At 70.5% G+C, this 16,310-nt stretch carries 5 protein-coding genes; 1 reads left to right on the top strand and 4 read right to left on the bottom strand.

Annotated elements, in window-relative coordinates:
- On the top strand, positions 1–645 hold a 645-nt coding region (locus ACWDU1_RS15860), incomplete at its 5' end, for a hypothetical protein (protein WP_449999138.1).
- Positions 646–706: 61 nt separating this feature from the next.
- On the opposite strand, the gene ACWDU1_RS15865 is transcribed toward ACWDU1_RS15860, so the two are convergent.
- The 4 genes from ACWDU1_RS15865 to ACWDU1_RS15880 all read right to left on the bottom strand — a co-directional run.
- A complete protein-coding gene (locus ACWDU1_RS15865; RefSeq protein WP_449999140.1) occupies positions 707–1,027 on the bottom strand; it encodes a hypothetical protein in 321 nt (106 codons plus the stop codon).
- Positions 1,028–1,064: 37 nt separating this feature from the next.
- Positions 1,065–4,862 (bottom strand): WXG100-like domain-containing protein, encoded by a 3,798-nt coding sequence (locus ACWDU1_RS15870; RefSeq protein WP_449999142.1) that lies wholly within the window; start codon positions 4,860–4,862, stop codon positions 1,065–1,067.
- 186 nt (positions 4,863–5,048) lie between these two features.
- Entirely contained in the window at positions 5,049–15,884 is a 10,836-nt protein-coding gene (locus ACWDU1_RS15875; protein ID WP_449999144.1) for a toxin glutamine deamidase domain-containing protein, read from the bottom strand.
- A 210-nt stretch (positions 15,885–16,094) separates the two neighbouring features.
- On the bottom strand, positions 16,095–16,310 hold a 216-nt coding region (locus tag ACWDU1_RS15880), incomplete at its 5' end, for an NAD-binding protein (RefSeq protein ID WP_449999145.1).

Below are 16,310 nucleotides of genomic sequence, written 5' to 3' on the forward strand. Positions count from 1 at the left end.
AGGATCGAGCCGAGCTGCGAATCCTCGCTCGAGGAACTGGAACGGCGCGGCTATCCGGTGTGGCGGGTGCCCGGTGGCGCGGCCATCGATCAGGTCCGCAGTCAGATGGCCACCGACGCACTCGAAGCGGGCTTCGAGGAATTGATGTGGATCGATTCCGATACCGGGTTCGAGGCCGATTCCGTGGAGCTGCTGCGGGCGCACGACCTGCCGGTCGTGAGTGGTATCTGCGTCAAGAAGGGCCAGCGCGCCCTGGCCTGCCACGTACTGCCGGGAACGGAGAAGTTCGAGCTCGGCGCGGGCGGTGGGCTGGAGGAAATCCTCTACGCGGGAACCGGATTCCTGCACACCCGGCGCTACGTCTACGAGGACATCGTGAAACAGGAGAAGCTGCCGGTCTGCAACGAGCGCTTCGGCCGTACGCTGGTCCCCTACTTTCTCCCCCTCGTGGTACCCGGGACCGACGGTACGCACTGGTATCTCGCCGAGGACTACTCCTTCTGCGAACGCGCACGCCGCAGCGGCCATGCCATCCATGCCGATACCCGCTTCCGGCTGGACCATATCGGCACCTACAGCTACAGCTGGGAGGACGCCGGGGCCGACAAGCCGCGCTTCGCCAGCTATACGTATCGATTCAACTGACCTCCGGCGGCGCCGGAGGGCCACACGTGGCGAGCGCAGACGTTGCGCTCACCACCACCGCTCAGATCTCGCCGTCCATATCCCGCAACTGCCCGACCGCGTCACGCTGACCGGTGGCGAAGGCGCCGAACGTGCCGCCGATCCCATCGACGCCGTCGAGGAGATTCGGCTTCGAGGTGCCGTACCCGTCCTTGTTCTCACCGTCGACGAACTTGCGGCCGAAGGAGTCGTTACCCCACGGCTGCTGGGTCGACTCGTCCTCGAGGCCGTCCAGGCGGGTGCGGAGCTTGCGCCCCACGCCCGATACCGAGTCGGCCAGCTCCTGGGTCAGGAACGCGGCCCGCTCCAGCCGATCCGGATCCACTTCCACGCGATCCACCATGTCGTGCTCCTCTCTCGTTCCGGCCACCGCCGGATCACTACAACGTGAACGGCACATCCACCCCGGAGTTGTCGGTACCCGGGTTACCGCCGAACACCTGCCCCGGCTGCACCACCGTGCCGTCCGGCACCACCGCGCCGGGCAGGATCACCGCGCCCTCGTGCACCACCACGTCCTTGCCCACCACGGCCCCCGGGTGCACCTGCGCACCGCGGTGGATCTCGGCGTTCTCGCCCACCACCGCGCCGTCCTGGACCGTCGCCCCGGAGTGGACGACAGCGCCCGCCTTGATATCGACGTCCTTGCCCAGGGTCGCCCCGGCCTGTACTTCGGCGCCCGGGCCGACGGTCGCCGACGGATCGACGAATGCCTCCGGCGAGATGATGGGGTCGGGCGGTGGCGGGCCGGACGGATCGCCGGGGCCGCCCGGGACCGCGCCCTCGGGCAACCAGCCGTCGGTCGGCGCAGTCGGCGGTGTGAAAGCGGCGATCGGATACGGGACCCGCATCGGCCAGCGCTGCGGACGCGGTTTCCCGCGCACATCCTTGCCCTCGCCCAGGTGATCGTGGATGTGACCCGGATTCAGCCGGTGGTGGTCGCGATAGGCCTCGTAGGCCTCGCGCGAATCCGGGGTCAGGCCCAGCTGTCCCCACAGTGGTGGGGGCGGCGGCGCATGGGTCGGCATGGGCGGGGGCGGCGGCGGAGGCGCGTGGGTCGGCATCGGTGGGGGCGCAGGCGGCGGTACCGGTGCCGGCTGCGCCGACGAATCGCTGTTGTCGGAGGACCACGATATGGACGTGCTGTCATCGGTCGACGGCGACAGCGGCCGCGACCCGGTATCGGAATCCTGGACGAAGGGCGGCGGGAACCCGGGACGCAACGGGCGCGGTGTCACGAGCTCCGGAAACCGCTGCTGTGAAGAAGGCGGCGGCGGTGGGAGGCGCGGGCCGTCACCGTGGTTCCCGCCCTGCGGAACTCCCGGCGGCGGCGCCACGGGCGGCGGCGGGCCGAAACCACCCGGCGGGCCCTGCGGGGGCCGGGGGAACTGCGAGAGCAGGGTGTCGAAGGAGACATCGGACTCGGTCGGCGTCCGGCTACCCTCTGTCCCCTGGTCCCAGCCGTCGTACGGATTCCGGATGGGGCCGGAATCGGTCCCGGACTGTTCCTGCTCCGTCAGCGGCGAAACCGGCCGCGACGGCAACGGCAATGCCTGCTCCTCCGCCGTCAGCGGAGAGACCGGCCGGGACGGCGGACCCTGCTCACGGTTCGGCTGCAACGGCGGCGCCGGAGTGGACGAGCGGGAGGTGTCCGAGGATCCCGGGGGCTGGTTCGGATTCAGCGGTGGCGGCGCGGGCCGCCCCGTGCCGAGCGGGCCGTCCTGCCCGCTGATCGGTCCCTGGAACTGCACGGGCATATTCGTCATCGGGATATCGCCGGGGCGCATCGGCGGCCCCTCGGAGTCGGAGGACAACGGTACCGGCCCCGAATTGTTCAGCGCACCTCCGAATCCGGGCGGGCCGTGCTGGTTTACCGACGGGCCCGACAGCGACGCGCCCGGCCGCGAATTGCCACCGACTCCCGGAGGTTCCGGAGCGGCCCGCTGCGGCGGTGGCGGAGCGGGCTGCTGCTGCGCGTTCGAGTGTCCCGGCTGCTGCTGGGAAACCGGCGGCTGCGGTGCGGGGTTGACCGGCCCCTGCTGCCCGCCGAGCGGCATGTTCTGCTGTCCACCCAGCGGCATATTCTGCTGCCCGCCGAAGTTGTGCGTGCCGAGCGTCGGGCTGTCGGAGTTCCGGCCGCCCAGCGGTGCGTCGTAGAGGGAACCGTTGTCCGACTCGGTGAACCACCCGTGCTGGGGCATCCACCCGGAGTTATTGGTATTCGACGGCCCGCCGAGGTTGGTGTCCAGCGGGCTCTCGCTACGAAAACCGCCCTGGTGACCACCGTGATCGAAGTTTCCGCCGTAGTCGCTGAAGCTGTCGTTGCTCTCGCGGTAACCGCCGAAACCACCGAAACCGTCGTCACCCTCGCGGTAACCGCCGAAACCACCGAAACCGTCGTCACCCTCGCGGTAGCCACCGAAACCACCGAAACCGTCCTCGCCGTCGCGGTAGCCACCGAAACCACCGAAACCGTCCTCGCCGTCGCGGTGGCCTCCGAAACCGCCGAAGCCGTCGTCACTGTCCCGGTAGCCCTCGGAACCACCGAATTCGCTGTTTCGATCGCTGAATGTGCCCTCGCTACTGGCGTCGTAGCCACCGTCCTCACCACCGAAGGTGCCCTGCTGGTTGCCACCGATGGTGCCCTGCTGGTTGCCCAACGGCTGCGAGTTCTGCTGGGACAGTCCCCCGTCACCCTGCGATCCACCCGTATTACCGACGACCCCGGAATTCCCGTCGACCCCACCCGCTGTCGCCAACGGCCCCCCTGCGTTCAGCCCACCGCCGCCGTTCAGCCCACCGCCGCCATTCAGGCCACCGCCGCCATTCAGGCCGCCCCCACCGTTCAGGCCACCCCCACCATTCAGGCCACCCCCACCGTTTGTGCCTCCGCCACCGGTCGTACCCCCGCCACCGGTCGTACCCCCGCCACCAGTCGTACCCCCGCCACCAGTCGTACCCCCGCCACCAGTCGTACCTCCACCACCGGTGGTACCCCCGCCACCGGTCGTACCTCCACCACCAGTCGTACCCCCGCCACCGGTCGTCGCGGCCGCGGGAGCGAATAATCCATCGCCGCTGAACCGGGGCAACCGCCACAACTGACCACGGAACCAATGGTCGGATCGGAAATGCGAGGCGTCGGTGAAGCCGTCCCCGGTCTTCGGAATGTAGCTGTTGAACGCCGCCCCGCCGCGTACGCCGCCGACGATGCCGCCCTGCGCGATATTGCCGACCCACCCCGGTCCGTTGGAGAATGCCGAGAAGTCGCCGCCGGCGGCCACCGCGGTGGCGAGGTTGCCGAAGATCGCGCCGAACGCATCGGAGGTGGCGCCGATGAACATGCCGCGGAAGGTCCCCATCGCGGGGTTGTAGACCATCTTGTTGGGCAGTTTGCTGAGGCCCTTGTCGATGAATTCGCCGAAATACCTGCCGAATTCGCGGGCCGGGATGGCACCGGCCGCACCGCCGAGCGCGCCCAGCCCGAATTCCTTGCCGTTGAACTCGTGCCGTTTTCCGTCCGCGATCTGGCCGGCCTGGATACTGCCGTTGATGGCCATCGGCACCACCGCGCCCTCGATGGCGCGGGCGCCGTAGACGCCCCAGCCCTTGGCCGTCGGCCAGGTCGGGGTGCCTTTCACCAGGTTCTTCCAGAAATGCCCGGTCGAGGTCTTGGACGCGCCCATGCGGGCGGCGATATTCGCGATGGTCTTCTGCACCGCGTCCTGAATGATCTTGAGCGCGGACCGGGTGGAGACGATGGCGGCGGCCTCCACGACCGGAGCGGTCGGCGGGAACAGCCACGCCCAGGCGATCTCGATGGCCAGCCAGCACAGCGTGAGGATGATGGTGAGTTTGGTGGCCTGTAGCTCGGTACCCATATCGAAGGTCGAGTCGTACTGGGTCATCATCAGGTTGGCGATCTGCTCGAGCGATTGATCACCGCTGCGCAGCGCGTCGAACCGGGAACCGATCTCGGTGCGGCCCGCGCCCGCGGGGTAGGCCTCCATGGTCGTCTGCTTGGCCTGGTCGATCTTCGCGAGCAGCGCGGTCAGCTCTTTGCCGGCCTCTTCCCAGGCCGCGGCGACGGCCCACGCCTTGTCCTCGTCGCCGTCCGGCCACTGGGCTCCGGCGATCCAGCCCAGCCAGCGCAGTTCCTCCGGCAGGTATAGAGTCATACCGGCCGGGCCGCGACAGTCCGTTCACGCTGGCTCACGGCTACCTCCCTGACGGCCGACACCGTTGTCATTCCAACGTGCGCGGCTGAATTCCCAGTGTCGCGCAGGCCAATTCGGCGCTATATCCGGGCGAACCGGTGACCGTCGCCCAACGGTTGGATCGGCGGTACGGCCGCTATCCGACCGTCACGCCGGGTTCGCGCCGGGATCGTTCAGCGTGAACGGGATATCGACCTCCGGCTCGGGCGCGGGACCGCCAGCGCCGGGCGGCGTCTCCGGCCGGTCCGTCCGGGGCTCCCGATCGTCGGCGTCGACCGGTACCGAGCCGGGCGGCAGCCAGGACACACCGTCGGCGCCGGGCGCCCGGAACCCGGTCGGCAGCGACCATTCGATCGGACGCCGGCGCTGCGGACGGCCGTGTCCCCGGACCCCGGGTACGCCCCCCGCGCGGCCGGAGGCCGCTGCCGGGTCCGGTCCGTCGGTCAGTACTCCGTCGTCCCCATCTCGGGCCAGGTCCCGTCCTGCTCCTGCCGCCAGCTCGCCCACGCCGCGCCCACCATCGCGTCGCTGCTCGTCGGACTGGGCAGTCGCGTCCCCTTCGCGATCACCATCGAGAACTGTTCCGCCGGTTTCAGTTCCGAGGTCACGCTGACCCGGTATTCGACGCTGTCCGCGCTCTCCGCGATCCGCAACAGTTCGATCCGTGTCTGCCGCGGATAGATCTGCCGTGCGGTCGGTTCCCGGCCGGCGGTCACCGCCTCCGTGTAGTCCTCCATCACCATCTGCCCCGACCAGCTCGGATACTGCAGGATCACGCCGGTGGCCGCTGTCACCACCAGGCACGACATCCCGATCGCCCGGCCGGTTTCCACGTCCTCCTCGGTCGTATCCGGCTGGAGGAGCCAGTCGCCGATCGGCATCCGGCCGATGAAGTACCGATGGCCGCCCGGAAGCGCCTGCCGGAGATGATTCCGTACCTGTTCCTCGTTCTGTAGCGGCAGATTCATCGGTTACTCCTTCGTCGAGATCGATATCGAGCGGATCGCCCGCGGGATCGTGCGCGCCGCCGTTCTCCGCCGAGGTGGTCTCGATGGTGCGTCCCGGCGGGAACGCGACGAAGTTGAGATAGGCGGTACGCCGGATCAGCGCCGGCGGCGGACGGTCCCAGACCTCACCGGTGACCGGATCCCACCACACCGGCTCGGGCGCGCCCCGCGGGAAGACGACCAGCGGTGCGGCGGCGCCCGTGACCACGAGCTGGTCGTCGGGCAGGGTCCGGTCGAAGGTCCCGGTGGCCGGGTCGACCTCCACGGTCGCACCGACCGCCACCGCGGCCGCACCCGGCCCGAGGTGTTTCACCCAGTCGTGCAGCGCCGCGAACTGATCCGCCATGGACTGCGCGGGGAAATCGTCGAGATCGGTTTGCGCCCAGCGCAGCAGCCGGTCCAGGCCGTCGCCGGCACCCGCGTCCTCGTCGTCCGGTCCCGCCTCGGGCGGTCGCGACGCGGCGGCCTGCGGCGATCCGAAGAACGACGACAGGGCCGACAGCGCGGCGTCGAAGGTGTTCAGCCCGAATCCCGGGGTTGCCGGGTCGACCCGGTTGACCAAGGCGCGATACGGGTTGCCGGGCGTCGGGAAGGTCCGAGGGTCGGCCGCACCGATGAACCCGCCGCGACCATCACCCAGCGCGACCTCCAGCGCCTGTTGCGCGGCCGGGTCGACCGGGCCGAAGTACTGATCGCGGTCGGCGGCCGGCGGGGCCAGGCGACGCGGCGGTTCCGGTGGCGAGACATTGGGCCGGACCAGCGGGCCCACATTCGCCTGCGTTCCCGACTGCCCGTCGACCCGGCGGCCCGGGGGCACCTCCAGGAAGCGGAAGTCCACGGCGTCGGGGTACTCGTGCGCCGGCGGCGCGTCCCAGGTCTGCCCGGTCACCGGGTTCCACCACACCGGCCCCGTGGCACCGACCGGATAGACCACCAGCAGGATCTCGGTATCGTCGCCGAAGCTCGACACCAGCCGGCCGGAATGCGGATCCCGCTTGCCGATTCCGATCACCGCCGCGGCCGCGGCGCCTTCGCCGAGGCCGTCCACCCAGTTGTGCAGGGCCGGGAAATGCGCCGCCTCCGGCCCGATCTCGGACCCGAACCTGGCGAGATTGGTCCGGCCCCAGAACTGCAGCCGGTGCAGGGCGCCGGATTCGTCATCGCGGTAGCCCTGGCCGAGCCCGTGGTCGGGATAGCGCGGCACCGCGACCCGGGGCGTCCCGAGGAACGAGGACAGCCCCGACAGCGCGGCGTCGACCTTGTTGTACGTACGTTCCGGCGAGACCGGCCCGCCACCGTTGACCAGTCTGCCGTAGGGCAGGTCGGTGGTGGGATAGCTGCGCGGGTCCGCGGCCACCACGAAGTTCCCGTCGCGATCGCGCAGTGCGTTCTGGAGGACCGTCAGGTAACCCGGATGCTCGAGTTCGTCGAGATGGCCGCGCTCGAAACGGCGGCCCGCGGCGGGATCCGCCAGCAGCATGGCCGCCGGCCGCCGGCGCCTCGGCGCGATGGCCGGCAGCGGACGCGAGCCGGTCCGGGGCGGCGGCAGCGGCGGATTACCGGCCGGCGGCTCGTCCACGATGGTGCGGCCGGGCGGTATCGGCAGGAATTCGACGCTCACCGACCGCTGATCCATATTCTTCGGCGGCCGGACCGACATCTCCCCGCTCTGCGGATCCCACCACACCGGACCGGCGGCGTTCTCGGGGTAGACGACCACCACGGCGTGCGCACCGGCCGTCTTCGGCGTGCCGTCGGGATTGGTCATCGGCTTCTTGGTGACGGGATGGATAGCCTGCCAGCGATTGGTGACCACTGCCGCCGAACCCGGTCCCAGATGCGCGACCCAGTTCGTGATGGCCTCGAACTGCTCGGGTACCGACCTGCCGTCGTGGTCATAGGAGTCGAACCCGGTGCGGAAGGTGTGCATGATCCGTTCGACACCGCCGGTCTCGGGGTCGGTGCGGTCGATCACGCTGTTCGCGACCCGGAAAAACGCCGGGGCCGCGACCGTCGGACGGCCGAAGAAGGTCGCCAGCGACGCCAGTGAGCAGTCCACGCAATTGGTTTCGCGCCCCGGCGCCGTCCGCCCGGGGGCGTTGACGAGTTCGCCGTAGGGCCGGCCGCCGGTCGGATGGACGCGAGGATCGGCGTAGCGCGCGAAGGTTCCGTCCTTGCCGCGCATCGCCTGTTCCAGGTCCCGCTGCGGGCCGGGGCCTTCCAGCGGCGCCAGTTGCCCCGGACCGTAGGCGCGGCTCCCGACCGGATCCGCCAGCCGCATAGGGGGCGGCGGATGCCCGTGCCGCGGTGGTGGCGGGGCGGGCCGCGGTGGGACCGGAGCCGGCGACTCGGCCGGTGTGCCCGGATGCGGCCCGACGGGGGGCGGGGCGGGTTGCGGTGGATCCGCGCCGGGAGCGGGACGGGCGGCGGGTTGCGGGAGCTCCGGTTCGGACAGCTGTATCGCCGGCCGGGTTTCCGGTTCGGATTCCCGTGCCGGACCCGGCACCGTGGCCTGCCCGTCAGCGACCGGGCCGGGCGGCAGCTCACGGTCGGCGACGACCGGCGACGCCGGCCGCGGCGCGGGCGCGGCGACGCCGGGATCGGCGATGATCCGGCCCGGAGGTATCGGGACGAACTCGAGCTCACCGGTGGCATCGACCAGCGCGGGGGGCGGGGTGTCCCAGGTTTCCCCGGTCAGCGGGTTCCACCACACCGGCCCGGTGGCCGACGGCGGGTAGACCACCACCAGCGGTTCGGGATCGCCGACCGTGACCCGGCCATCCGGTGTGGTGTGCGGCAGGCCGGTCCGCGGATCGAGTTCGGGCTTCGCGGGCAGTACCAGCGCGGCCGAGCCGGGACCGAGATTCGCGATCCAGTTGTGCACGGCGTCGTATTGCCGCGCCATCGGCAGCGTCGCGTCGAAGCCGGTCGGCTCGCTGCCCAGCCACCCGATCGCGCGATCCCTGCCGTCGTTCTCGTCGGCCTTCTCGTTACCCGCGATCGTGGGATCCGGTTCCCGCCGGGCCGCGACCTCCGGTTTGCCCAGGAAGGTCGACAGCGCCGACAGCGCGGCATCGAACCGGTTCGTGCCGCGGCCCCACAGGGCGGTACCGCCGGGGTTGACCATCTTCGCGTAGGGATGGTCGGGTCGCGGATGGGTGCGCGGGTCCGCATTGGCCCGGTAGCCACCGTTGCCGTCACGCAACGCGTCCTCGAGCGCCTTCTGGAACCCGGGGTGCTCGACCTTGCGCAACCCGCCCGGCTCGAACCGCCGACTGCCGGAGGGGTTGTCCAGGACCGCCGGGGGCTCCGGCCGCTGGTGGATCGGCGCGAGGACCGGCTGCTGTACCGCGGCCGGTGTGACCGGAGCCGGCAGCGCGACGGGAGCCGGGCTCTCCGCGAGACCCGGCAGCACCGTCCGCCCGGGCGGGATCGGGATGAAATCGACCCGCTTGGTGCTGTAGGTCAGCCGCAGCGTCGGACGGTCGGACATGATCCCGCCCTGTGGATCCCACCACACCGGTCCCTTGGCGCCGACCGGAAAGACCACGAGGGTCGCGTGCCCGCTCAGCACCGGCTGCCCGTTGCGGACCATCGGCCGCCCGGTCCGGGGATCGGTGGGCTGCCAGTGGAACGAAACGTAGGCGGCCGCTCCCTCCCCGAGATTCTTCACGTAATCGTGGATGGCGAGGAACTGCTCGTTGATCGACCGGTAGCCGTTGTTGAAGGAATTGGGCTGATTGCCGAGCATCTGGTACAGGCGGGTCTGGTCGATTCCGTCCGATCCCCCGGTATCGACCACCCCGTTCACGATCTGGTGATAACGCGGCAGCGCGACCTGCGGCAGGCCGAGAAAAGTCATCAGGCCCGAGACCGAGCAGTCACAACAGTTCTTGTTGCGGCCCGGCGCGGTGCTGCCACCGGCATTGAGCCGCGAGCCGTATGGATTGTCCGGGGACGGGAAGGTGCGCGGGTCGGCGTATTTCACATAGTCGCCGTCGGGTCCGCGCATGGAGTCCTCGAACTCCTGCTGCAGGGCCGGGTCCTCCAGTGGCGCCAGCCATCCCGGCCCGTACATCCGGGTGTCGTTCCCGTTGGGCAGTCGCAGCCCTGGCCAGGGCCGGTCGTGCACCGGCGCGGGCAGATGTGACTGCTGCGAATCCACGGGCTGCGGCAGCGGAGCCTGCGTTACGGGACCCGCGGGCGGTACGGCAGGCGGCGCCGGTTGTGTCGTCTCTTCCAGTTGCGGCCTCTTCACGGGGCCGGCGTCCGGTTGTGGTTCCGGCAGCGGTCGTTTGGTCCCGGCGGTTTCCGACGGCCGCGTTTCGCTCGTCGACGAACTGGGTTCGGTCATCCGGATATCGGTGTCCGTATCGTCGGGCGGTGCGCCCTGGGCGATTTCGGGCTCCGATTCCCGCGCGTCGCCGGTCTCCGGGGGCGGATCCGCCGGAAGCACGGTCGCCTCCAGCACCCAGCGCGGTACACCCTCGTCGGTGACGCCGTCCGGCCGGACCGCGGTGATCTCGTAGCGTGTGCCCCGGGGCAGGACCAGCTCACGTTCGTCGAACGCGCTCTGCGAACCCACCCAGAGCGCCGGGGCCCCCTCCGGTACCACCAGGTCGATCCGGATGGACTTCTCCCCGAAGTCGGCACCGGCGCCCAGCGAGGTCGAGAGATAGGCCGGATCCTGCTGCCGGGTACCGGCCAGCAGCGACGGGTCCCGGTTCCCGAGCGGCGCGCCGTCGCGCGCGATCATGAACGCGACGTCGTCCACCTCCCGGACCGCCTGCACCGCTTCGGGCAGCGGATGCGAGACCGCGGCGTCGATTTCGGCGATCCGCCGGTCGAACGCCGCGCGCGACGGTTCGGCGCCCAGCCAGGTCCGCAACCGGTCCAATTCCCGGTGCGCGGTCCGCAGTTCCCTCAGATACCGCGCCGGCTCCGGATGGGCGGCCACCCGGTCGACCACCTCGCGCTGTTCCGGGGTGAGATCCGGGCGGATGCCGAGATCGCGCACATCGTTGCTACCGGGCAGGTCGCCGGCGATCGCCGTCAGGGTCTGCCAGGAAGCGCTCTGCGCGCGCAGATGCGCGAGATACTCCTCCACATCCGGATGTTCGGCGCGCAGCAGACGATTGACCGAGATCGACGCGTCCGTATACCGGTAGACGGCGTCCCGCTGGTTCTGCGGCAGCTCACGGTAGATATGCGCGAGCCACTCGTCGCCGTAGCGTTGCCCGTCCGCCTCGTCGGAGAACCGGCGCGGTTCCCCTCGCGTGCCGCCGGATTCGTTCGCCGGGGGCGCGGGTGGCTGCGGGTCGGCGACCGCTCGGTCCGGTTCCGGTTCCGGCCGGGGCGGTAACGGGTCTCCCGTCCGGCCGGTGCTTTCGGGTGCCGGGTGCACCACGCGCTCCGGCGGCGGCGCCTGCGTATGCACCGAGAGATCGGGTTGCGGTGCGAGTTCGATCGGTTCCGCCGCCGGAACCGGTGCCTGCCCGGCGGCCCGGTGCAGCAGGTGACGCAACCGCTCCCGCAGCCCCAACGGCGTGCCGGAAGGATCGGTAAGCGGCTCGAACCGGGTGCTCGCGGTGTTCCCTCGATCGCCCGGCGTCCCGGCCGGTCCGGCCGTGGTGGCGCTCGGCACCGAAGCCGGCGGTGGCGGCGATGTATCGACGGCGCGGCCGGGCGGTATCGGGATGAAGCCGAACCCGGCCGTGCTCACGACCAGGTTCTGTGGCGGGCTCTCCCAGGTCTCGCCGGTCACCGGGTTCCACCACACCGGGCCCGAGGCAGTGGTCGGATAGACGATCACGGTGGGCTGCATAATCGTCAGCGGCCGGTTCTGCGGGTCGCGCAGGACCGCGCCGGTCGCCGGATCGCGCTGCGGGATGACGCTGAACACCAGTGCCGCGGAACCGGGCCCGAGATGCCGCATCCAGTTGTGCAGATGGCTGTATTGCTGCGCGACCGGTTCGGAGCGGTCGAAGTAGTTGGGCCTGCTCTGCAACCACTGCGCCGCCCGCTCGTGCCCGCCCCGCTCGTCCTTCCCGTCGAAACCGTTGGGGCCCAGATCCGGGTGACGTGGGGCGGCGACCTGCGGATTACCGAGGAAGGACGAGAGTGCCGAGAGCGCGGCGTCGAATTTGTTCGCGGCGCGGCCGGGCAACACCGGGCCGCCCGCGTTGATCATGCGACCGTACGGGTTGACCGGGTTCGGATAGGTGCGCGGATCGGCGCCGGCCACGAACCCGCCGGTACCGTCACGCAGGGCGTCCTCGAGCACCTTCTGCAGGCCCGGATGTTCGACCGGATCGAGATGGTGGGGCCCGAACGTCCGGCCCAGCGTGGGATCGGGCAACCGCGCGGGCGGATCGGGCACGGCGTTCACCGGCCGGACCGGCGGCCCCGGCGGCGTTACCGGTGGCGGTGCGGGTGCGGGTGGAGCGAAGGCCGTCTCGTCGAGGATCACCCGGCCGGGCGGAATCGCGATGAAGTCGAGCTTGGTCGTCGCGGCGACCATCTCCGGCGGCGGCCCGTCGGTCATCTTCCCGGATTGCGGATCCCACCACACCGGGCCGTCGGCGCCCTGCGGATAGACGATCACCGTGGCATGGGCGTAGACCTTGGGCTGCCCGTTCTCGAGTACCGGCGCGCCGGTCGCCGGATCGATCACCGGCCATTCGTTGTTGACGAAGGCCGCCGATCCCTCGCCGAGGTGGCCTATCCAGTCGTGCAGGGCGGCGAACTGCTCCGGAACCGTCCGGTTGGCGTCGCGGTAACTGTCCGGGTAGGTCCGCAGCATATGGAAGACCCGGCTGAGGGCCTTCTTCTCGTTCCCCATGGTGTCGACGACACCGTCGACGATGTCCGGGAAGCGCGGGGCCGCGATCTCGGGCCGGCCGAGGAAGGTGGCGAGCCCCGATATGGCGCAGTCGAGGCAGTTGTTCCCGCGTCCCAGCACCCCGGGACCCCGGACATTGATCAAGCGGCCGTACGGTGTGTCGCCGGTGGGATGGGTGCGCGGGTCGGCGTACCGGACGAACTTCCCGTCGTCGCCGCGCAGGGCGTCCTCGAGGGTCCGCTGCTGTTCGGGGTTTTCGATGGGAGCGAGCAGTTCCGGGCCGAAAACCCTGGTCTTCGACGGGTTGGTCAGGATCGGGGGCGGCGCCGGACGTCCCCGCACCGGGGGCGCGGGAGCCGGAGCCGGGGCCGCGGCGGGGTCGGTGATGGGTGTCGCCTGCTGTGCCGTGTGTGCGGGCGGAGCCGGTTGCGGGGTCGGCGGGTTCTGCGGACCGGCCGTCACCGGCACCGGCACCGGCGTCGAGGATTGGGTCGACGACTGCCCGCGCCGGTCGCCCGTGGCGCTCTCGGCACGCGGCTTCTTCGACGGCTGCTGCTCCGGCTCCGGGCTCGTCTCCGTACCCGGATACGGGCGCTTCGGCCGCCCGGCCCCCTCTTCCGCCTCGATGCCGGACGGCTGGCCGCCCTGATGCACGGGTGGAGCCCGGTGCGCCGGCGAGCTCTGGGGCTGCGCCGGCGAACTCTGGGCCGGTGAACTCTGGGACTGAGCGGGCGGGTTCTGCTGGACGGCCGGCGTCGGGGACTGCGGCGCCGGGTTCGCCGTACCGGGTGGCGGGGACGGCATGCCCGGATCGACCAGTACCGGCGGCGGGGCAAGGAATTCGCCCGAGATCCGCGTATCGGCGAGCCCGCTCGGCATTCCGTCCCACGAATCCCATTTCCCGGCGTATTCGGGACCGGCCAGGCCCGCCCAGTCGATATCGTCCCGCTGCTCGGCCGGGATCGCCGGGCCCTGCCCGGTGACCGGACGTGCTTCCTCGGTCTCCGAGTTCACCTCGGGAACCGGATCCGTGCGGGCGGGCGACACGGTGTCCGACTCGCCGGTCGAGGTGACTACACCCGTTTCCACGGGAGTATTCGCCGCAGGAGATTCCAGGCGCTGAGCGCTGGAACTCGACTGTCCGGCCGTTGATTCCGCCTTACCGGGCTGAGGCTGGCCGGACGTCTGGGTCGAGGTGGCAGCTTGTCCCGGCGGGGGCGGCTGCGGCCCGGTGTTCTGTGTGGTGCCGGCCGGCGGCGGGGGTGCGACGACCGGCCCGTCACCGAATCGCCCCTGTGGCGGCCCGTTCTCGATATCCGACCGGCCGGACCGGGAGTCCGCGGTATCCGAGACGTTCTGATCCGACCGTTGGCCGTCCTTCTCCGTCTCCGAGCGCGCCGGATCGCTACGCCGATCCTCCCGATCGTCCGAATTCGAGGTCTCGGAGAACTCGGTGGACCGGTCTCCGGTGTGGCCGTCCTGCGTGCCGTCCTTCGAGACCCGCTGGTCCTCGGAGCTACCGTCGGCCCGGTTCGATTCGCTGCCGCCGCGTTCGCCATCCGTTTTCCCGGACTTTTCGCCCCCCTCGGACGACTCCCCGAACCTGTCCCCGCCCTCCGTGGACTCCCCGAACCTGCCGTCGCGTTCGCCGTCCGTTTTCCCGGACTTTTCGCCGCCCTCCGACGACTCCCCGAACTCGTTCCCGCCCTGGAACGACTCCCCGAACCTGCCGCCCCCCTGGGACGACTGCCCGAACTCGTTCCCGCCACCACGGTTCGGCTCGTTGCTCCCGAACTCCCCAATGTTTCCGTTGATGGCCCCGGGCAGTGGCTGCTGCCCGCCCGCGAGACCGTGCGGTCCGCCGGACGACCCGAGCGACTGTCTCGATGTGAAATCACCACCGGTCGGTGCGGTCCGGGGGCCGCCCGGCTGTTCGCGCGTGTTCTGGTTGCCACGCTCGCCGGTCTGCGGATCCGGCCGGAATCCGTCGACCTGCCCGGGAGATCTCTCGCTCTGCTCGGGTGGGGCCGGGATCTGCTCGCCGGACACCGAACCGTCACCGCCGCCGGAATCGTCGAGGGCCGGATCATTACGCCCGAACACCTCGCCGTTGCCGCCGGCCCACCCGCTGCCGTTCCCCATCGGGCCGAAACCGAATGTCGACGGATCCGCCGCGCCCACGAGACCGCCCTGGATGAATCCGCCCGCGACCCCGATGCCGGTGAGCGTGTCCGCCAGGCTCTGCCCGGAAATCGCCGAGACGAAGAGGCTGCCGAAGATCCCCGCGACCCCGTCCGAGGTGGCACCGACGACCGTGTTCTGCCCGGCCCGCCCCCAGATATTGCCGAACTGCCCGCCGAAGACATTGCCGAAGCCCTTGTTCATCCCCTTGGCGACCGCGCTGCCGATCGGCTCCGCGAAACCACCCGCCCCGACCCCGTACCCCCATTCCTCCCAGTTGAATTCGTCGCGTTTGCCCGCGGCGAGCTGACCGCCCTGGATGGCCCCGTTGATCAGGCCTTCCTCGGCCGCGCCCTGCAGCACCTCCTGGCCGAACTGGCCCCAGCCCTTGGCGGTCGGCATCACGGGTTTACCGGCGAGCAGGCTCTTCCAGAAGCCGCGTTTGATCGTCGGCGCGCCCAGTTTGGAGGCCAGCGCGGAGATGGCCCGCTGGACGGCGGTGGTCATCGCTTGCAGCGTCGCGCGGGTGGTGCCGACGGCCGCGGCCTCCACGGCCGGTGCGGTCGGTGGGAAGAGCCAGGCCAGCGCGATCTCGATGGCCAGCCAGCACAGCGTGATGATGATGGTGAGCTTCTGCGCCTGGAGTTCGGTACCGATATCGAACGTCGAATCCGCGGTGCCCAGCATCGAGTTGGCGAGCGCCTCCAGTGAGGATTCACCGCTGCGGAGCGCGTCGTACTGGGCGCCTATCTCCTCGCGGGCGCCGCCCGCCGGATACGCGGCCATGGTGGCCGCCTTGGCCTCGTCGATGGCGGCGAGCAGGGCCAGCAGTTCGTTCGCGGCTTCTTTCCAGACGCCGGAGACCTCCCACGCCCGGTCCTCGTCACCGTCGGGCCATTCCGCGCCGGCGATCCAGCCCAGCCAGCGCATCTCCTCCGGGAGATAGAGGCTCACCCGGTCGGCCACCTCCACTTCGCACCGAACGCGGAATCGCCACAATCCGCACCTGACTGCGTCCCGCAGGATTACATCGCACGACTTTGAACTCTCCGTGGCGCGCAAGCAAATTCGCGGAACGCGGCCGGGTCCCGATACAGCGGCGGCCGAACGCGCGACGGCGGCCCACCGTCCGGAGACGATGGGCCGCCGCTGGAGGCGCGCCGGCTACTCGGCGGAACCGCCGCTGCGTTCACGCACTTCGGTGATGATGGCCGAGAAGTCCCGGTCGCCCGAGTTCTCGTTGAATTCGCGATAGATCTCCGCGGCCAGCTGCCCGATTCGGCCCTCGACCCCGTTGGCGCGCAGCGCCTCCACGGCCAGGCCGAGATCCTTGTTCATCAGCGCGGTGGCGAATCCCGGTTTGTAGTCGTTGTTCGCCGG

This window comes from Nocardia sp. NPDC003345 (assembly GCF_053589395.1).